At 68.2% G+C, this 18,136-nt stretch carries 15 protein-coding genes and 3 pseudogenes; 4 read left to right on the top strand and 14 right to left on the bottom strand.

What is annotated here, in order from left to right; genetic code table 11:
- Positions 1-9 precede the first annotated feature (9 nt).
- Together ABZ570_RS05205 and ABZ570_RS05200 are read right to left on the bottom strand one after the other, a co-directional pair.
- On the bottom strand, positions 10-2,163 hold the full coding sequence (locus ABZ570_RS05205; protein WP_358057020.1) for an MMPL family transporter: 2,154 nt from the start codon (positions 2,161-2,163) through the stop codon (positions 10-12).
- Positions 2,164-2,260: 97 nt separating this feature from the next.
- The gene (locus ABZ570_RS05200) at positions 2,261-3,844 is read right to left on the bottom strand and encodes a class I adenylate-forming enzyme family protein (protein WP_358057017.1); all 1,584 of its coding nucleotides are present in this window, start codon (positions 3,842-3,844) and stop codon (positions 2,261-2,263) included.
- A 1,031-nt stretch (positions 3,845-4,875) separates the two neighbouring features.
- Between ABZ570_RS05200 and ABZ570_RS05195 the strand changes: the two genes are divergently transcribed.
- On the top strand, positions 4,876-6,393 hold the full coding sequence (locus ABZ570_RS05195; protein WP_358057014.1) for an FAD-binding oxidoreductase: 1,518 nt from the start codon (positions 4,876-4,878) through the stop codon (positions 6,391-6,393).
- Between the two features lie 167 nt (positions 6,394-6,560).
- Here ABZ570_RS05195 and ABZ570_RS05190 read toward each other — a convergent pair whose 3' ends face one another.
- A complete protein-coding gene (locus tag ABZ570_RS05190; RefSeq protein WP_358057011.1) occupies positions 6,561-7,061 on the bottom strand; it encodes a hypothetical protein in 501 nt (166 codons plus the stop codon).
- A 703-nt stretch (positions 7,062-7,764) separates the two neighbouring features.
- Here ABZ570_RS05190 and ABZ570_RS05185 point away from each other — a divergent pair.
- On the top strand, positions 7,765-8,241 hold the full coding sequence (locus ABZ570_RS05185; protein WP_358057008.1) for a hypothetical protein: 477 nt from the start codon (positions 7,765-7,767) through the stop codon (positions 8,239-8,241).
- A gap of 124 nt (positions 8,242-8,365) precedes the next feature.
- On the opposite strand, the gene ABZ570_RS05180 is transcribed toward ABZ570_RS05185, so the two are convergent.
- The 11 genes and pseudogenes from ABZ570_RS05180 to map all read right to left on the bottom strand — a co-directional run bounded on the left by ABZ570_RS05180 (position 8,366) and on the right by map (position 15,587).
- Positions 8,366-9,073 carry a VOC family protein gene (locus ABZ570_RS05180; protein WP_358057005.1) on the bottom strand — a complete coding sequence of 236 codons (708 nt, stop codon included), beginning with the start codon at positions 9,071-9,073 and terminating at the stop codon, positions 8,366-8,368.
- Between the two features lie 334 nt (positions 9,074-9,407).
- Positions 9,408-9,683 carry a hypothetical protein gene (locus ABZ570_RS05175; protein ID WP_358057002.1) on the bottom strand — a complete coding sequence of 92 codons (276 nt, stop codon included), beginning with the start codon at positions 9,681-9,683 and terminating at the stop codon, positions 9,408-9,410.
- The gene (locus ABZ570_RS05170) at positions 9,680-10,330 is read right to left on the bottom strand and encodes a cation transporter (protein ID WP_358056999.1); all 651 of its coding nucleotides are present in this window, start codon (positions 10,328-10,330) and stop codon (positions 9,680-9,682) included. Before ABZ570_RS05170 ends, ABZ570_RS05175 begins: the two co-directional genes overlap by 4 nt.
- Positions 10,331-10,470: 140 nt before the next feature.
- Positions 10,471-10,737, bottom strand: coding sequence for a GlsB/YeaQ/YmgE family stress response membrane protein (locus ABZ570_RS05165; RefSeq protein ID WP_358056996.1), 267 nt, complete (start codon positions 10,735-10,737; stop codon positions 10,471-10,473).
- 143 nt (positions 10,738-10,880) lie between these two features.
- Positions 10,881-11,102, bottom strand: a complete 222-nt coding sequence (locus ABZ570_RS05160) for a hypothetical protein (protein WP_358056993.1) — start codon at positions 11,100-11,102, stop codon at positions 10,881-10,883.
- A 130-nt stretch (positions 11,103-11,232) separates the two neighbouring features.
- A pseudogene (locus tag ABZ570_RS05155) lies at positions 11,233-11,502 on the bottom strand (sporulation protein); the annotation flags it as partial.
- 124 nt (positions 11,503-11,626) lie between these two features.
- Positions 11,627-12,346, bottom strand: a pseudogene (locus ABZ570_RS05150) (IS5 family transposase); the annotation flags it as partial.
- Between the two features lie 419 nt (positions 12,347-12,765).
- Entirely contained in the window at positions 12,766-13,182 is a 417-nt protein-coding gene (locus ABZ570_RS05145) for a YeeE/YedE thiosulfate transporter family protein (RefSeq protein WP_358056990.1), read from the bottom strand.
- Positions 13,182-13,838, bottom strand: a complete 657-nt coding sequence (locus ABZ570_RS05140; protein WP_358056987.1) for a YeeE/YedE thiosulfate transporter family protein — start codon at positions 13,836-13,838, stop codon at positions 13,182-13,184. The genes ABZ570_RS05145 and ABZ570_RS05140 overlap by 1 nt, the downstream gene beginning before the upstream one ends.
- A gap of 696 nt (positions 13,839-14,534) precedes the next feature.
- Positions 14,535-14,734: pseudogene (locus ABZ570_RS05135) on the bottom strand (IS481 family transposase); the annotation flags it as partial.
- Between the two features lie 76 nt (positions 14,735-14,810).
- On the bottom strand, positions 14,811-15,587 hold the full coding sequence (gene map / locus ABZ570_RS05130) for a type I methionyl aminopeptidase (protein WP_358056984.1): 777 nt from the start codon (positions 15,585-15,587) through the stop codon (positions 14,811-14,813).
- 65 nt (positions 15,588-15,652) lie between these two features.
- Here map and ABZ570_RS05125 point away from each other — a divergent pair, with 65 nt between their 5' ends.
- Both ABZ570_RS05125 and ABZ570_RS05120 read left to right on the top strand, forming a co-directional pair.
- The gene (locus tag ABZ570_RS05125; protein ID WP_358056981.1) at positions 15,653-15,955 is read left to right on the top strand and encodes a helix-turn-helix transcriptional regulator; all 303 of its coding nucleotides are present in this window, start codon (positions 15,653-15,655) and stop codon (positions 15,953-15,955) included.
- A 438-nt stretch (positions 15,956-16,393) separates the two neighbouring features.
- Positions 16,394-18,064 (top strand): PQQ-dependent sugar dehydrogenase, encoded by a 1,671-nt coding sequence (locus ABZ570_RS05120; RefSeq protein WP_358056978.1) that lies wholly within the window; start codon positions 16,394-16,396, stop codon positions 18,062-18,064.
- Positions 18,065-18,136: the final 72 nt, after the last annotated feature.

Here is an 18,136-nt window from a genome sequence, read left to right as displayed (position 1 = left end):
CGGGAGGCCCTACGCGGCCGCCCGTTCCCCGTCCGGTTGGCTGCCCTCCGTGCGGATCCCCCACCTGGCGTAGAGCGGTCGCAGTGGCCCGGGCACCCACCAGTTGAGCCGGCCGAGCAGCCGCATGGTGGCCGGCATCAGCAGCGCCCGGACGATGGTGGCGTCGACGATGACGGCGAGGGCGAGCCCGATTCCGATGATCTTCACGACCAGCACGCTCGCGGTCGCGAACGACACGATCACCACCACCAGCAGCAGAGCCGCGCTGGTGATGATCCGGCCGGAGCGCTGCAGGCCGACCGCGACCGCCTCGGTGTTGTCGCCGCTGAGGTCGTAGTGCTCACGGATGCGCGAGAGCAGGAACACCTCGTAGTCCATCGACAGCCCGAACGCGACGGCGAAGATCAGGATGGGCTGCACCACGTCGATGTTGCCGGTGGAGGTGAACCGCAGCAGCCCGTCGAGGTGGCCGTCCTGGAACACCCACACCACCGCGCCGAACGCCGCGGTCAGGCTGAGCACGTTCATCAGGATCGCCTTGACCGGCAGCACCAGCGAGCCGAAGGACAGGAACAGCAGCACGAACGTGGTGACGACGACCAGCAGGCCCATCCACGGCAACCGCTTCGCGAGCATGTCCATCAGGTCGGCGAACCCGGCGGCGTCCCCTCCGACCAGCACCGTGCCGGAGGGCGGCGCTGCCACGCCGCGCACCGCGTCGACCAGCTCCCGTCCCTGCTCGGAGATCGGTTCCGCGTCGAACCGGACGGTGACCCGCGCGGTGTCGCCGGCCAGACCGGTGACGTCTGCCTGCCGTACGCCCGGCAACGCGGCCACCCGCTCCACGTACGCGGCGATCTCCTCCCGGCCGGGAGAACCGGTCACCGGGCCGTCCAGCGTGACGATGGCTTCGATCGGCCGGGTGACGCTGTCCGGGAACGACCGCTCGATGGCGTCCTGGACCTGCCGGCTCTCCGCCGAGGCAGGCAGCACCCGGGTGTCCAGCCAGCCGTAGGAGATGCGCAGGAACGGCAGACCGAGAACCACCAGCACGGCGATGACCGCGCCACCGACCAGTACGGGTCGGCGCATCACCGTCCACGCGATCCGCGCCCACGCGCCCGAGTTCGGGTCGCTGTCGGCCGGCCTGGGGCGACGCTCCCGCAGCCGCAGCCCGAACAGAGCCAACATCGCCGCCATCACGGTCATCGCGAAGAACCCCGCCAGCAGCACCGCGGCGACCCCACCGACGGCGATGGACCGGAGGAACACCTGTGGGAAGACGGCCAGGCTGGCCAGCGCGAGTGCGACGGTCACCGCGGAGACGACGATGGTCCGGCCCGCGGTGACCATGGTCCGCCGCAACGCCGCCGGGACGGAGTGGCCCGCGCCGAGTTCCTCCCGGAACCGGCTGACCATGAACAGGCTGTAGTCCACGGCCAGCCCGAGACCGAGCAGCGTGACCACGTTGACCGCGAAGATCGAGATGTCGGTGAACTGCGCCAGCAGCCGCAGGCCAGCCAACGAGCCGACGATCGCCAGCACCCCGACCGCGACCGGCAGCAGCGCCGCCAGCAGGTTACGGAAGATGAGCACCAGCAGCAGAAACAGGATCGGCAACGCCAGCGCCTCGGCGCGGGTCAGGTCCGCTTTGCTCTGGTTGTTGACGTCGTCGATCAGCGCCAGCGGCCCCCCGACGGTGACCTCGAGATCCGGGCTGGTCAGACTGTCCTTGATGGCCAGGTAGTTGGTGAGGCGTTCGTTCTCGGTGGCACCGGCGATCTGCACCGCCGCGAACGTCTCGTGCCGGTCGGTGCCGACCAGGGCGGGAACCTTGGCCCGCCAGTAGTCGGTCACGCCCTCGACCCGGTCCGCCGGCAGCCCGTCCAGCACGCGCCGGGCGGCGCCGGCGTACGCGGGGTCCTCCACCGTCCAGCGGTCGCTGCCGAACAGCACGATGACGTCCGCGTCGTTGCGGCCGAGCGCCTCGCGTTCGACCTCGTCGGCGCGGGAACTCTCACTGGCCGCGTAGGTGAACCCGCCGACGGCCAGATCGTCGAAGGCGCCGGCTCCCCAGCCGCCCGCGGCGACCAAAAACACCGCGGCGGCGGCGATCACCCACCAACGCGCCCGGTGCACGACCCGGCCGAGGAGATCCAACATCGCAGGTGCCCTTCGCTCGGCCGCGGTGGTCCGGACGACGCGGCGCCGGCACAGTCAGGACCGGCGCCGCGTCGGGGTGATCAGGGGATGAGGACGGTCAGGTCCAGCGCCCGATGCCGATCGCCTGGGCATCGGAGAGCAGCTTCTCCCGGAGCGTGACCCGGCGGATCTTCCATGTGCCGGTTCGCGGGAACTCGTCCCACTTTATCTGGATCGGCGGGGCCATCGGGCTCAGGTCGGCGACCGCCCGCTCCCAGTCGGCCTTGTCCAGCGGAACGTCGTCCGCGGTACTGACCACGGGTACCGGCAGGTCACCGGCGACCGGAAGGATGACGACCTCGGTGGTGTAGTCGATCCGGTCGAGGATGAGGTCCTCGAACTCGATCGCGCTGCCGCCGGGGATCCGGTCGATCTCCCGGTCCACGATCCGCACGGCGCCCCACTTGTTGATGACCGCGAGGTCGCCGGTGTTCCACCACCTGCCGTTGCACTTCAGGTCATGCCGGTCCTGCTCACCCACGTACGCGAGGCACCGTCCCGGTTGGTCGATCTCGATCAGGCCGACCTGGCCGCGCGGGACCTCCTTGCCGGTCTCCGGGTCCACCGCCCGCATCTTGGCGTGGAACGGGATGGGCCAGCCGATCAGCTGCGTCGGCGGCGGCCGGTGCGCCTTGCGGCGCACGACGAAGCGGAAGAACGGCCGGATGCACAGCGCGCCGTTCTCGCTCTGGCTCCACGACTGGACCCAGATCGGGAACCGGCGCTTGGTGGCGGCCATGAAGGTGCGGATCGTGCGGGTGTGGATGGCGTCGAACGAGTTGACGTACTCCCGCACGTTGCTGAACAGGCCGGCGGGGTCGCGGGCCAGCGGCTCCCAGGCGAGGTAGATGTTCGGCAGCGCCTCCACCAGCGTCGGCTTGTGCTCGGCCAGCAGCTCCCGGACCCTTGGCGAGAGCGGGTCGGACAGGAAGAGCACCCGCGGGCCGACCGCGGCCATCGCCAACTGCATGGTGGTGAGCCGCTCGTGCGTGTAGGGGTCGCAGAACGCCACCGTGTCGCTGCGCCGGAGCCCGAACCTGGGCCACCGCTCGGTCTCCACGATCGCCATCGCGTAGATGGACTCGGCGGAGTGCATGACCAGCTTGGGTACGCCGGTGGTGCCGGAGGTGTGGGTGATGACCACCGGCTCCTTGAACTCGCGCATGTTCGGCTGGACCGGCGGCGCGTCCTTGAAGTCGTCCAGGTGCAGCACGTCCGGCCGGTCCGCGACCGCGTCGACGCTGATCGTCCGTACGGTGAGCTCCGCCACCACCTCCGGGGTGATGCCGCACTGGTCGAGGTGCTTCTGGTCGGTCAACAGGAACGGCCGTTCCAGCCGTTCCAGCATCGGGATCATCGCCTCCGGCCCGTAGGAGCCGGAGAACATGCAGGGAATGGCGCCGATCCGGGCGATGGCGCACCCGAGAATGACGATGTCCAGGTGGTTCTGCTTGAGGATCGCCACCCGGTCCCACGGGCGCACGCCCGCCTTGTGCAGCCAGGCCGCGGCGCGATCGACGAGTTCCGCCCACTGGGTGTAGGTGCGGGCTTCGGCTCCGCCGGGGTCGATGTCCGGCGGGCGATCGACGATGACCAGCTCGTCCGGGGCGGTCTTCGCCGCCACATGCCAGGTCTCGCCCATCTTGGAGTGCTTCGGTACGCGCGAAAAGGGGCTCAGCCTACGGCGCCACCGGGTCGGCGTGAACTCGGTGAGAAACCGCGGAATGGGCCGCTGCGGCTCGACGTCGTCGCCGGTGACCGTCGAATCGGCGGGTGAGGCCACGAGCGCGTCCTCCTGTTCTCGGGGCGTGAGGAGATCGGCTGACGACGAATAATCATCGGCCGTTCAATTGGCCGGTAACAATATCGCCATTGTCTGGTGCAGACCAGATCTGGGTGGGCGGAAAGGCAACGCCGAACGCATCCGACTCCAGACCGTCAGGCCAGTGTGGACGAATCGACGACCAGCCATAATGCCCGCCGGTGGCAGCCCCGTCGGCGCGCCGCCCCCTACCCGCCGTGAGCACCGACCGCGACCGCATGAGACGACCAGCAGGATCACGACCTGTCGGTGTTCCGGCATCGCCCCGACTGCCGCCGAAACAGCGCGGAACATGCGGGCCCGTCGTTGCCCGCAACGGATTGATCGGCTCCACGGGCCGGGTCGGTGCCTGCGGCCCCCGACGCACGGTACGTCGATCTTCGCCCACATGTTCTGATCATCGACCGAGACCTGACGGCGCCCGGCGCGTTCCACCGATCGGCCCTTCCGGTCCAGTCGGCAGCCCTGCCCGCGGGACGCGTCAGACAGGATCGAACGGCGAGGGTCGGACCTCCGTCCGACCACCCGCTGCCCGTTGACGCGACCGCCTACCACCGGGCCCCACCCTGAGCAACCCCCGGCTACACCGTCACCCTCAACCCGTCGAGCTCACCCAGGCCCGCGCCTGGCACCCGCACCCCCAATCCCGGTCAAGGCCGCCGACCGCCGCCGGGTCGTCACTTTCGAACCAGCTACCCACAAGAGGCAGGCCGGCATCACCCGACCGGGTTCCGAGAGTAAGTCTCAGATCGCCCGAGAAGTCCCCTCTATTACCGTTTGTTGGTGCCAGCTGGCGGGCGGGAGTTCCCGTAGTCGAACCCTGGCGTAACCCGATCGAGAGGACACGGACCATGAACGACCTTTCTCGCCGCGAGCTGCTCAAGGCAACGGCGGCCGTGGGCGCCGGCGCGGTCGTTGGCGCCGGCGCGGTCGCTCTCCCCGGCGTCGCGGACGGAGTCACCCCGGGCTTTGCGCCCGACGGCTCGGGCTCGTCCTACAGCGCGAAATGCCCGCCAGCGACGCTGACCGGCCGCATCGTCCGTCCCCAGGACCCCGGGTACGCGAGTGCGAGCCTCGGCTGGGACGAACTCTTCGTGCACTATCCGCTGGTCATCGTGTTCGCCCAGGAGACCCAGGACGTGGTCAACGCCCTCACGTGGGCGCGGCAGAACGACGTCGCGCTGCGGGTGCGGAGCGGCCGCCACAGCCTCGAGGGCTGGTCGAACGTAGACAACGGCATCGTGATCGACGTCAGCGAACTGAAGTCGGCCCAGATCGATGCTGCCACTCGCACCGCAACAGTCGGCGCCGGGCTCAACCAGTTGGAGGCGGTGACCGCCCTCGGGAAGCAGGGCTTTGCGGTGACGACGGGAACGGAGGGAAGCGTCGGCCTGTCCGGTGCGACCCTCGGCGGCGGACTCGGCTTCCTCACCCGCTACCTCGGCATGGCCTGCGACAACCTGATAGGGGCGGAGATCGTCGTCCCGTGGGGGGCCGACGGCGCCAAGGCGATCGAGGTGGACCTGAAGAACCACGCGGACCTGCTCTGGGCGCTCCGCGGCGCGGGAAACGGCAACTTCGGGATCGTCACCTCACTCACCTACAAGGTGACTCCACTGAAGAGTGTGGCTTACCTGCAAGCGACCTGGGCAGGCCTCAACGACCTGCACGGGATCTTCGACACCTGGCAGCGCACCGCACCGTTCACCGACAACCGCCTCGGAACCCAGCTCGAGATCCACAAATCCCAGATCCTGCTGTTCGGGGTGCTCGCCGACGGATCGGCAGCGGAGGCGAAGAAGCTGCTGGCCCCGATCCTGTCGATTGGCAAACCCGAGGTCACGGTGCAGACCGGGCCCTGGGGCGACATATATGCCGGATTCCAGATACCGACCGAGGACGAGCCCGCAGACTGGAAGTTCTTCTCGCAGTTCACCACCGAGCCGTTTCCGAAGAAGGCGATCAGCGTGGTCCGCGCATTCATGGAAGACGCTCCCACGGATGACAGCAACTTCTTCACTCAGGCCTTCGGCACGGGAGCTCAAATGCGCGAACCCCGCGGCGGCTCGGCGTTCCCGCATCGCAACGCGCTCTTCTACTCCGAGCCCGGCGTCGGCTGGGGCACTCGTGGAGTGCCAAACAGCGGCGACGCCATCACCCCGATTGCCCAGGCCTGGATCGCCGAGTTCAGCCAGGCGCTGCGGCCCTACGTGAACGGCGCCTACGTCAACGTGCCGAACATTGGAATGGCGGATTGGGAAACCGCCTACTGGGGAGCCAACTTCAACCGGCTGCGCAAGATCAAGGCGAAGTACGACCCCCACAACATCTTCCAGTACGAGCAGAGCATCCCACCCGCGTCGTTCTGAGCTGTTTCCGACCCCAGCGGCCACCGTGGCAAAGTCGGTGCCGATCAGGTCCAACCGAGATGCGGGTCACTACCGCCGCCGAGGCCACCCCAGCCATTGACTCGTACCTACACAACGATCCCAGGTTGGGCTACCAGGCCTGATCAACCCGATCTCACCACACGCTCTCAGTCAACGAGCCGATCCTCAACGAAACGCATCCGTTTCAGGATTCCCCCTTCCTCGCTCTTATCATAAACATCGTATTCTTTCTGCGGCCGGGAATCCGACCAGGTGATCGATGCAATGAGATCGTTCTTGTGATGCTCCAGCCGATCCGTATTCATGTAACTTTCATCAGGCTGCCAGTCCCTCGGCAAATCGTCACTTTCCCTGTAGAAAGACAAGTCAATGAATCTGTTGTCACCTTCGACCGGATGATCCTTGACGTACCCTTCGATGAAATCCTTCAGCTCCACCAGGTCTTCCGGCGGGTTCAGGATCATGTAATGCTTCCTGAGCGTCAACACTTCATCGCCTTTCTTGCCGACAACCTCTTCGGTGTTGGCGATTTCGAAGATCGCGGGTTCCCGGCTTGGCTCGCCGCTCCCTGCGCAGCCAATTAAGGCTAATGGGATGAAGACTATGCCCATAATCAACGCCAGAACCTTCGAGTTAACTATCATCACTCAGCCCACCTTCGAATGAAATACCCCCGCGCGTGCCCGGATTCCATCTCGGTTTCGGACTCCACTGAGGCAACGTTGTCTCGCATACCTCCGCCAAGAGTTCCGATTCGCGGCACGGTACGGGCAGCGGCGAATGCGCGGCTGGCCATCGGAGCCGCTGAACACCGCCAGAAGGTAGGCGTTCGCGGCAGCAACGGGGGTCGCCTCACCCCGGTCCGCTTCGGCCGCCTTGACAGCGGCCCAGCCAACGGCGCCCCTGACACAGCGCGCGAGAACGACGGCGACAGTTGCTGCGGTGCGAAGTCGCCATGAACCTGCGGCGAGGGGCAGCGCGATCATGAGCGCAGCCTACCTACCGGATCATGGTCACCACGGACCAGCGCGCCGGCCGTGCGGAGCGCCGCCACGCCGAACACGCGCCGAAGCCCTCTGCTCTCCCCTGCCTCTTCCTGTGCCACCGAGTGCACCGACACCAACCGCATCGCCCACCGGCAGCGTTCACGTCCGTCAGGACCACATCGAAAAGCGTCGACGAGGCTGGACCGGCCCGAGGTGGCCGCTCGCCGGGGCCGGTGCGGGATACCTGTCGGCGAGCATCATCGGCCGAAGCGGGCACTCGGTGCCACTGCGGGGCCGTTGGGCCCCTGAAACCATTCACCTTCATAGATTGCCTTGCCCGGGAGGCACACCCCACACTGTCTGTATGGCTACCACTACAGCCGGACGGGTCCGCACCGTGACGGGCACAGCGGTACTCGCCGCCCTGATCCTGGTGATCGCATTCGGCAACCCGGCCTACACCGACTGGGCGAGGAACCACACGTCGAACGACGCGTGGGGATTCTTCCTGAAGCAGTTGGCGTGGCCGACCTGGTCGTTCAGCTCGGATGAGTCGGTGCGGACCATCCTCGCCGACGACATCAAGGCAATCCTGCTCATCGTGCTGACCGGCGTCTTCGTCTCCCTGATGGTTGCCCCAGGGTCACCGCGTAGCGCAAGGCTGTTCTTCTCGAGCTGGGGAGCCTACGTTTTCGCTGCGGCGTTCGCCGGCCTCCTGGCCGCGTTCATCCAGGTGGACGCCAGCCTGCGCGGTGCCTTCGGCTGGGTCGCAGGTGGCGGGATCTACGGACTGTTCGTCGGTTGGGTCCTCGCCACCGTGGTCGTCGCCTCCCGGCGGTAATGCCCATACCGCCTGAAGCTACGGCCAGGCGGTCACCTGTCATGGCCGCCGTCGTCTTCCGTTGCGGCACTGCTCAGGGCGATGAGGGCGCTCTGACCCGCTGGGCAGGCCGGCTGCGCTGTGGTCAGCTCCCTGTCACGCAGAACTCGTTGCCGTCGGGATCGGCCAGCACGACCGTGCCGTCCTCACCGACCTCGAGCCGAGTGGCCCCGAGGGAGACCAGCCGGTCGATCTCCGCTTGCTGGTCGCCACCGGCCGGGGTGAGGTCGAAGCGCTGCGGGTTCCTCATTTCTTTCGGGGCCACGGGCGGGCCTCCCCACGCGACCTTCGTGCCGCCGCGCGGTGACTGGATCGCGGTCTCCTGGTCCTGATCCCACACCAGTGGCCAGCCCAGCGCCTCGCTCCAGAAGAGGCCGACCTCCCGGGTGCCGTCGCAGGCGAGCTCCCCGAGCAGGCCGCACCCGGCGAGGAAGTTGTTGCCCGGCTCGATCACGCAGAACTCGTTGCCCTCGGGGTCGGCCAGGACGACGTGCCCCTCCTCGGGGCGTTGCCCGACGTCGAGGTGGCTGGCGCCGAGTCCCAGCGCCGTCGCGACCGTGTGCTGCTGGTCGTCGTGGCTGGCGCTGGTCAGGTGAAGGTGCATGCGGCGGTTTGGCCCCATCTCTTCCGTGCGGCTTGGGGCGAACCGGAGGCTGAGCTGACCGTCTTCGCCGGGCAGGAGCGCGCCTGCGGCGTCCTCGACGACCTTCCGGCCGAGCATGCCGGCCCAGAACTGCGCCAGGCGGGCCGCGTCGTGCGCATCGAAGGTCACCGTCAGCGGTCGCGGGATCATCACGTCACAGTAGGCAGGGGCCAGCAGAGCAACAAGGTAATTGGCCGGGCCGGATGGTGGGGGTGGCACGGTTCCCGCCAGATGGTGGACGGTCGCGGCGTTGCTGCCCGGCGCAGCGCTCTGCTTCGCGGCTTTGCCAGCGGTTACGGGATCACCGGCGGTCGCTGGACCCGCCCGGGGTTGGCGACGACAGGACGCACTCGCTGGTCTGCTGCCGTCCGGGCGCTGGCGGCAACCCATTACCTCGTTCCCGGCTCCGGACAGGCGCCGGCCACGGCGGCACTGCCCGTCGTGGCCGGCGCCTTGAGCCCGCTGCGTGCCCGCCGGGCACCGGTCAGGCGGTCACTGTGGCACGGTCGATGTCGGGTTCGAGGTAGACGACGCGGGCGGCCGGCAGCGCCTGGCGCAGGCGTGCTTCGGCGTCGTCGATGGCGGCGGCGACGGTTGCCCCGTTGTCGCGCGCGGCGATGGCGATCTTGGCGACGACGAGAAGATCCTCGGGGCCGAGGTGCATGGTCCGCAGGTGGATCACCCGGTCCACGCCCGGGGTGGACAGCAGCGCGGTGTGGATGGCGGCAACCTCCTCCGGCAGGGCCGACTCGCCGATCAACAGGCTCTTGATCTCGATGGCCAGGATGACGGCGATACTGACCAGCAGCAGGCCGATGCAGCCGGTGGCGATGCCGTCGAAGATGCCGTTGCCGGTGATGATGCTGAGCCGACGCCGAGCAGCGCGAGGACCAGGCCGAGCAGCGCGCCGGCGTCTTCGAGGAGGATCACCGGCAGTGCCGGGGCGCGGGCCCGGCGGACGAAGGCGACCCAGCTCTGGCCATTGCGGATGCGGTTGGCCTCCGCGACCGCGGTGCGCAGCGCGTACCCCTCCAGAGCCATCGCGATCAGCAGGACGATCACCGCGATCAGCGGGGAGGACAGTTCCTGCCGGTGGCTGATCTTGTGCCAGCTCTCGTAGAGGGCGTAGAGGCCGCCGAGGGTGAACAGGATGATCGCCACGAGGAAGGCATAGATGTACCGCTCGCGGGCGTAGCCGAACGGGTGCAGAGCCGACGGGGCGCGGCGGGCGCGTTTTCCGCCGACGAGCAGCAGCGCCTGGTTGGTCGAGTCGGCCACCGAGTGCACGCCTTCGGCGAGCATGGACGCCGATCCGGTGATCGCGGCTGCGACGAACTTGCTGATCGCGATACCCAGGTTCGCCGCCAGCGCTGTCACCACGGCCTTGGTGCTGCCCTCCGCCGCCATCGGCGTAGTCCTTTCCATGATCGGGTCAGATGGGTGATCAGTCTGCCAGCGAACCCGCCCGGGCTGGTTCGCGTCGGCTGGATTGCGGGAGCACGGCACCGGCCCGCCCAGCGATGGGCGGGCCGGCGGCCGGGCTCGGGTCAGCGGCGGCGGCCGGAGGCGCCGGAGGCGATCGAGACGCCGATTGCGGCGAAGCCGATCTGTAGGGCCAGCTCGATCCAGTCGATGCCGCGGGTGTCGGCGACGCCGAAGGCTCCGGCGACGAGGGTGCCGAGGAGCGCGGCGACCACGCCGATGAGCAGGGTGAGCCAGATCGGGATGTTCTGCCTGCCGGGTACGACCAGCCGGCCCAGCGCGCCGATGATCAGACCGATGAGGATCCCGGTGAAGATGCCGGTGACTTCCACGAGAGCGTCCCTTCCCAGGCGGGTTGTCTGCTTCCAGCGTCGCCCAGTCCCGCAAGGGGGCCAGCCCCTGTCATCTCGTGGAGCGGTCGGATGTCCGGGCGGCCACTGGACCTGGCCGCTCGGACATCCACCGTAGGGGTGTGTTACTTGCCGTCGGCCAGGGCGACCAGGCCGCTGGCGGTGCGGAAGTACGGGTTGCGGCCGAGGTCACCGATCGTGACGATGCCGAGCGCCTCCTTGAGCAGCTTGGCACCACCGTCGCTGACTCCGGCAAGGGCGGACACCGGGGCGTCGACCAGCTCGGCGAGGGTCTTGTCCTGGTAGGCCTTGTCGACCAGCTTGGTGAGGTCGGCGGTGACGGGCATGAACACTCCTTCTCCACGTAGCCTGGCATTTCCAGCTACATCGGGTGAACCGGGTTGAATTAGATCATCACCCGCACAGGGAAGTCCACAAGGGACTTCCCCGGGTCAGCCTTCGTCCTCGCCGCCCTCGCGGGGCGGCGACGTACTCGACCTCCTGGTAGAAGGACAGGCTCTGGTGCAGGCCGTGGATGTGGCCGCGCTCCAGGTCGGCACCCTTGAACTGGAACCCGAGCCGACCGAATGCCTCCAGGATGCGTTCCTGCACCGGCAGCGGGTGCAGCTGGAACGGCAGCGACAACTGCTGCCCCTTCCGCAGCAGCAGCCCGCCGGCCACACCGAACCGGTGGAACTCGACGAACCCGTCGTACTCCTCCCCCGCGCCCTCCATCTCCACCCGGGTGCTGGGTAATCGGGGGTGACCACTCGTTCTTGAGGTCGTCGGCGAGGCGGCGGGCCGCTTCGGTCTCGATGGGGCCGCGCGGTTCGATCTCCTCGCCGGCGAGGCGGGCGGCCATGAGGCGGATCATGGTGACTTTGATCATCGCTTTGGCGTGCGCGGTCTTGCGCTCGTAGTCCCGTGCCAACCGTCTGCACCGTCCCAGGCAGGAGAATGTCCGCTCGACCACCCACCTGCGGGGCAGCACGTGGAAGCCTTTCACATCCGCATTGCGCGGCACCGCGACGAGCTCCAGGTTCTCATGCTCGGCCGCCCAGCCGACCAGGCCGGCATCGACCACGTTGACGTAGCCGCCGTCGACCCAGACCAGTCCGACCTGCGGAAACAGGTCCCGGATGCCGGTGAGGACCAACTTCGCGCCCGCCCGATCCTGCACCGAGGCCGAGTGCACGACCGCCCGCAGCACGAGCCCGCAAATGTCCACCAGCAGGTGCCGCTTTCGGCCCCGCACCCGCTTGCCCGCGTCGTATCCGATCGCCTGGCCGCCCTGGTGACTGCGGGCCGACTGCGAGTCCAGCACCGCCGCCGAAGGCTGCGGATCCCGGCCGCCCGCCTCCCGGACCCGCTCGCGCAACGTGTCGTGAACCCGGCCCCAGGTACCGTCCGCCGCCCATGCGCGGAACCACCGGTAGGCCACGTCCCACGGAGCAAGGTCGCTCGGTACCAGCCACCACGCGCAGCCGCTGACCAGCACGTACAACACGGTGTCCACAACCAGCCGGCGCGGGAACTTCAGCGGACGACCAGCGCGGCGCGGATCCCGTTCCGGGAGAAGGGGCTCGATCACGCCCACTGAGCATCCGTCAACGACGAGTCGTAGAACGGCTTGTACGCACAGACACACATGATGGTGATCTTCATGGACGGGCTAGACCACGGAGATCACCACCGACGCATCACCGCATGTAGTTGACCAATTACCCAACACTTTCTGAGTCGCCGTCGCCGTCTCCTGCCCGGCAGCCCTGGCGGGCTCACCGGGCTGGCTCGTGCCCTGCCGGTCAGTACGGCGGAGCGGGCCGTGGGCAGTGAGCGGAACCGGTCGAGGACGCCTTTCCGTTGTTGAGCCCGTAGGCGGTCGGCGGCGGCGGGCACGAGGGCCCTTTCCCGCCGACGATCCAGCCACCAAAGTCGCCGTTCGGCCAACTCCGGTGCTGACATCGTCGGCGATCTTCCCAGGCGGGCCGTGCACGCGCTCGCGATCGGCTACCGCTCGCAGGATCCACTGTCGATGTGGAAGTACCTCGTGTTCGCCCAGCGGCAGAGCCGGACGCCGACGACAATGCCGGCGATGGTGACCAAGGCGGGAAGGTACCCGCTGGCGACTTGCACGATCGGGATCGCCGGACAGCCGCCCGAGATCGCCCAGCCGGTGCCGAAGAGCACTGCGCCGGGGATCACGCCGGCATGGATGCGTCCCGGGGTACGGCGGACGCGCAATACGGCGAATACCACCACGATGATTGCTACGGCGCCGGCGAAGGCCAGGAGCATGCGAAGGTCCTGGAAGGTGAACATGCGGTTCAGCTCGCCGTAGTCAGCGAACCCGATGTTCGCGACGGTGTAGCCGAGGGCCAGCCCAGCAATGATGTTGGCGACGAGCAGCCCGCCCCTCGTACGCATCAGATCACCTTCCACAGCAGGAACGACACGAGGACGCCGGTACCGAAAAAGACGGCAGTCGCGACGATGCTGACCGGCTGTAGCCGGCCACAGCCATTGAGCCCGTGACCGCTGCTGCACCCGCCGGCGAGACGGGTGCCGAAGCCGACGAGTACACCGCCGACAAACAGCGCGCCGATCATCGCGATCGGTTTATCGGTCACGATCTGGCCGAAGGCGTCGCCCATGTCGAGGCGGAGCTGAAATCGCCCGCTGGTGACCGCCGCTGCCCACCCGCCGACGAAGACCGCCAGGAGCAGGGCGACCTGGCTGGCCAGGGGCGCCGGGAGCAGCCTCGCCAGTGAGGAGTTCGCCGCCTCTGGCGGTCGCGCGTCCTGTTCCGGGGTCCGCGCGTCGCCGTGCGGGGCGGGGCGAACGGCAGGTGCAGCCGGACCGACTCCGAACTGGTCGACGGTGGCTGCGGCGAGGGCCTCGGCGAGGACACGTTCGTCATCGAACTGGGCGTTCACCCGCTCGACACGGCGTTCGGCGCGCCAGTGCAGCACGCGGTCCCACGCACCGGACACTCCGAAGGATCGATCGGTCGTGACGGCGTAGTTGATGGTGAGGAGGGCGAGCCCGGCAGCCCCCGCCCACCAGGGCCAGTATTCAGTCATGCGGGACCTGCAATCCATTCTGCGAGTCGGGTCCACCACCGGGCGCGCCGAGGCGCCGGTGGGGTCGATGGGGTTGTGGTGGGGTGGTGCGGACCCGGTGCGGGTGACCCGGTGTGGAAGCCTTGAGCGGCTGCCGGTGAAGGGTTGGGCTCGCGGGCCGGTATCGGCTCGAACCGCTGCGAGGGCCCCGGATTGAGCCGCGCCGGGGCCGTCTGTAGCGGGTTGGCGGCGTCCGGCCCATCAGCGTCGGGAGTGCGTCTCAGGTGTGACGCGTCGACCCCATTCGGCAGGAGCGTGATCGGCACGAGCCGGCCCGTCCTGGACAGCTGGTACCGAGCACACGTCCGCCAGCCCTCCGCACTGTCGCAGTAGTAGTTACGCCAGTCCCGCAAGCTCGCGTTGAGCAATGGGAAGAGGGGGCACTCCTGGGCGTGTGAGCAGCCCATGTCACTCCGATCTGGCCAGCGTCGCCCGGGGCGATTGGGCGGGATGGCATGAGTTGGAGGGGTAGGTCTCGGTCAGCGAGCATACATACCGTATGGATGAATAGCGATCCGGAGGCGTCCACGTTCGACGGCACTTTGATCCACGGCCTGGTCACGCCCCGCTCCGGCCCGGGGCGGTCGCGTCCGTTGTCGATGGCACGTCCGCGCCGCCTGGGTTGGGGTGTGCCCTGGACGGGGCGATGTCGAGTCACGCGGCGAGCGGAGCCCGCCCTTCCCGCAAGCGCATTCGCAGGCTGACGCCGTTTCGTCGTTGACCGACCCACCGTTCCACCTGGGTGAGGGAGCCTGGAAGCCGGCCGCAACCTCGTTGATCGGCCACCCAGCATTGACCACGAGACGAGCGACGATGAGCCGGTGTCGGGGGGTCAGGGCAGCGTTGACGTGGGACATCGGCCGGCTCCCAGTTCAGCGGCGATGGGTGGTGAACTGCTGGGAGCGGAAGACGCGGATGGCTGTCACCTCACGGCTACGCCTGCTTCGGCAAGGTGAGAATTTCAGCTCCGTCGTTGGTGATGGCGATCGTGTGCTCACTGTGCGCTGTCCGGCAGCCTGTCGCGCTTCGGAGTGTCCAGCCATCGGCATCGGTAACGAGCTCGGCGGTGTCCGCCATGACCCATGGCTCCAATGCCAGCAACAGCCCAGGGCGCAGCCTGTATCCGCGACCGGGCCGCCCCCTGTTTGGGACGTGCGGGTCCTGGTGCATCGTCGATCCGACGCCATGACCTCCGAACTCGGTGTTGATCAGATATCCCGCCTCGCTGAGGACCGAGCCGATGGCGTGGGAGATGTCACCGATGCGAGCCCCTGGTCCGGCCGCGGCAATCCCCGCGCTCAATGCGCGCTCGGTCGCGCTGATCAGCGCAACGCTCTCCGGGGGGCTCGAGTCGCCCACGATGAAGCTGATAGCGGAGTCAGCGACAACTCCGCCTTTGGAGACGGCAAGGTCGAGCGTCAACAGGTCGCCGTCGGCAAGCGTGTAGTCGTACGGCAGTCCGTGGAGCACCGCGTCGTTGACTGACGTGCAGATGTAGTGGCCGAACGGCCCACGTCCGAAGGACGGCTCGTAGTCGACGTAACAGGACTGCCCTCCGGCCTCGGTGATCATGGCCTGGGCCCACCGGTTGATGTCCCGGAGGTTCGTGCCTACCTCACAGCGACTCCTCAACGTCTGCAATGTGCCAGCGACGAGGGCGCCTGCCTCCCTGGCTCGTGACAGCTCTGTGGGGTTCAGGAACTCGATCATGCGACGCCTCACTCGTGCGACCAATAAGTATCCCGGCCATGTTATCCCGGTACTAGAATCGGAGCATGGTCAGGTTGCCGCTCACCCCCGCAGAGGTCGAACGCGGACAGCGCCTCGGCGCCCTCCTGCGTCGAGCCAGGGGCGAGCGTTCAATGCTCGGCACCGCGCTGGACGCGGGCGTCTCGCCGGAGACCCTTCGGAAGATCGAGTCCGGTCGCGTAGCCACCCCTGCCTTCCCGACCATCGCTGCGATCGCCGCCGTCCTCGGCCTTTCCCTCGATGCGGTGTGGTCGGAGATCAACCAGTCAGATGGCGGGGCCGAACTCGCAAGATCAGGTCGCCACGAAGGTGAGCGGTTGGCCTCGTGAGCTAGGCCTGGCCCCCGGGTCGGCGCCGCGCACCGAGCGTTCGCGCTGCGCGGCCGGCAGCCCCCGCGCCGGCGCGCCCTACGCCTCCGGCCCTGAGGGGTTCGGGCAGGCGTGCGGGCGGCCCCCGGGTCAAGGCTGAGCCGGAGAGATCACCCTTGACCAGCAGTCGCCCTGCCCAACGCCGCGACCGGGCCGACCGAGGAGTTCGACGGCAGCTACGGATGCCATCCCCACGCTCCGTCGAGCTTTTTCGATTGATAGTGAACCGGGCGCACCTGGGACGCGTGTCTTCCGGTGGGACCCGAGATCCCGGCCTGGCTTCGCCGGCGACCTGTCGGTGAGCGGTGCCACCTCGGGCCCTGCCGGGCGTCCAGTGGTCGCAAGGCCCGGCCCTCACCAGCGGGTTCGTCCAGACGTAACGGCCCGCCTGCGCCGCCGTTGGACGAAGGGGGCCACTGCACGAACGGCACCAGGCGACGGCAGTCGGGCTTCACGACCGGCCGACGCCGTCCGCGGAACGCTTTTCCCACTCGGGCAAGAAGGGAACGTGGCATGCACGCACGACCTAGCCGCACCGTCGTCCCACGCCGCCAGACCGTGGAAGCACCGAATGGATCATCTGGTGGCGGCGTGGCGCCGACGCGCGTCCGCCGCCAGAAGCGAGCGATCATCGCGATGTTGGCCCTGGCCGCATCGGGACTGTCCATGACCGCGGTCGGTGCCCCGGCGAACGCCGAGCCGGGCGGCCCGACGATGCTCGACCGGAAGCTGGCGGTGCGCACGGCCGCCACGGGGTTGGTCAGCCCCACCGGCCTGGCCTTCATCGGCGACGACGACATGTTCGTGCTGGAGAAGACGACCGGGCGGGTCCAGCGCGTCGTCAACGGAGTCATCGCCGGCACGCCACTGGACCTCGCTGTCAATTCCGGCTCCGAGCGAGGTCTGCTCGGAATCGCCCTGCACCCGGACTTCCCGACGAATCCTGGGGTCTACCTGTACTGGACGGAGAGCACGACCGGCAGCGACACCAGCATCCTCGGCGAAACCCCCCTGCTCGGCAACCGGGTCGACCGATTCGTGTGGAACGGCAGCACACTCACCTTCGACCGCAACCTGATCAAGATCCGCGCCCGCCAGGAGGACGCCGGCCAGCCCGCACGCGCCAACCACAACGGCGGGGTGATCAGCTTCGGCCGCGACGGGAAGCTGTACACCTTCACCGGCGACCTCGGTCGGCGTGGCCAACTGCAGAACCTCACCTGCGGCCCGACCGCCGTCTGCCCGGGGCAGACCGTGCCCGACGACCAGTTCGGCGGACCGGCACCAGACAACGCCCACCTCAGCGGTGTCGTCCTGCGCCTCAACGACGACGGCACCACGCCGACCGACAACCCCTTCTACGGTCCCGGCGCGGCCATGGGCGGCGAGATCGGCGCCACCGTGCAGAAGATCTTCTCGTACGGCCACCGCAACGGCTTCGGCATGGCCGTCGACCCCGCCACGGGAAACGTGTGGCTACAGGAGAACGGCGACGACAGCTTCAGCGAGATCAACCGGCTCGAGCCGGGCATGAACGGCGGCTGGGTCCAGATCGCCGGGCCGGTGCAGCGGGTCGCCCAGTTCAAGGAGATCGAAACGACGTTCGGCGGGCAGAACCTCCAGCAACTACGCTGGCCGCCGAGCAACATCGCAGACACCCCGGACCAGGCGCTCGGCAGGCTGTTCATGCTCCCCGGGGCGCACTACCGCGATCCCGAGTTCAGCTGGAGATGGGAGGTCGCCCCCGGCGGGCTGGGCTTCCTCAACAGCCGAGCGCTCGGGCCGGAGTTCCAGGGTGACCTGTTCATGGGTGCCGCGACGGCCGCCCTCAACGGGGGCTATCTCTTCCACTTCAACCTAACTGGCAATCGCCGGAAAATCGCCGTCGACGATCCTCGACTGAAGGACCGAGTGGCGGACAACCTCGCCAAGCACGAGATCACGGAAAGCGAGAGCCTCCTGATCGGCCGGGACTTCGGCGTCGTCACGGACATCGAAACCAGCCCGGACGGCAACCTGTCCGTCCTCTCGCTGACCAACGGCGCGGTCTACACGATCTACCGGCGCTGACGACCACCAAACCCGACGGGGTGGCCCCGCCTGTCCGCGGTGCCGGACGGGCGGGTCGCCCCGTCGGCGTAG

This window comes from Micromonospora sp. NPDC007271, assembly GCF_040634005.1.
GTDB lineage: Bacteria > Actinomycetota > Actinomycetes > Mycobacteriales > Micromonosporaceae > Micromonospora.
The sequence above is the reverse complement of the archived record's forward strand: the minus strand, read 5'-3'. Positions and strand labels throughout refer to the sequence as shown.

Coding starts and splice junctions, on each gene's coding strand:
- ABZ570_RS05205 (WP_358057020.1), bottom strand. CDS start 2,163: ATGTTGGATCTCCTCGGCCGGGTCGTGCACCGGGCGCGTTGGTGGGTG.
- ABZ570_RS05200 (WP_358057017.1), bottom strand. CDS start 3,844: ATGGGCGAGACCTGGCATGTGGCGGCGAAGACCGCCCCGGACGAGCTG.
- ABZ570_RS05195 (WP_358057014.1), top strand. CDS start 4,876: ATGAACGACCTTTCTCGCCGCGAGCTGCTCAAGGCAACGGCGGCCGTG.
- ABZ570_RS05185 (WP_358057008.1), top strand. CDS start 7,765: ATGGCTACCACTACAGCCGGACGGGTCCGCACCGTGACGGGCACAGCG.
- ABZ570_RS05180 (WP_358057005.1), bottom strand. CDS start 9,073: ATGATCCCGCGACCGCTGACGGTGACCTTCGATGCGCACGACGCGGCC.
- ABZ570_RS05170 (WP_358056999.1), bottom strand. CDS start 10,330: ATGGCGGCGGAGGGCAGCACCAAGGCCGTGGTGACAGCGCTGGCGGCG.
- ABZ570_RS05160 (WP_358056993.1), bottom strand. CDS start 11,102: ATGCCCGTCACCGCCGACCTCACCAAGCTGGTCGACAAGGCCTACCAG.
- ABZ570_RS05145 (WP_358056990.1), bottom strand. CDS start 13,182: ATGCGTACGAGGGGCGGGCTGCTCGTCGCCAACATCATTGCTGGGCTG.
- ABZ570_RS05140 (WP_358056987.1), bottom strand. CDS start 13,838: ATGACTGAATACTGGCCCTGGTGGGCGGGGGCTGCCGGGCTCGCCCTC.
- map (WP_358056984.1), bottom strand. CDS start 15,587: ATGATCGAGTTCCTGAACCCCACAGAGCTGTCACGAGCCAGGGAGGCA.
- ABZ570_RS05125 (WP_358056981.1), top strand. CDS start 15,653: ATGGTCAGGTTGCCGCTCACCCCCGCAGAGGTCGAACGCGGACAGCGC.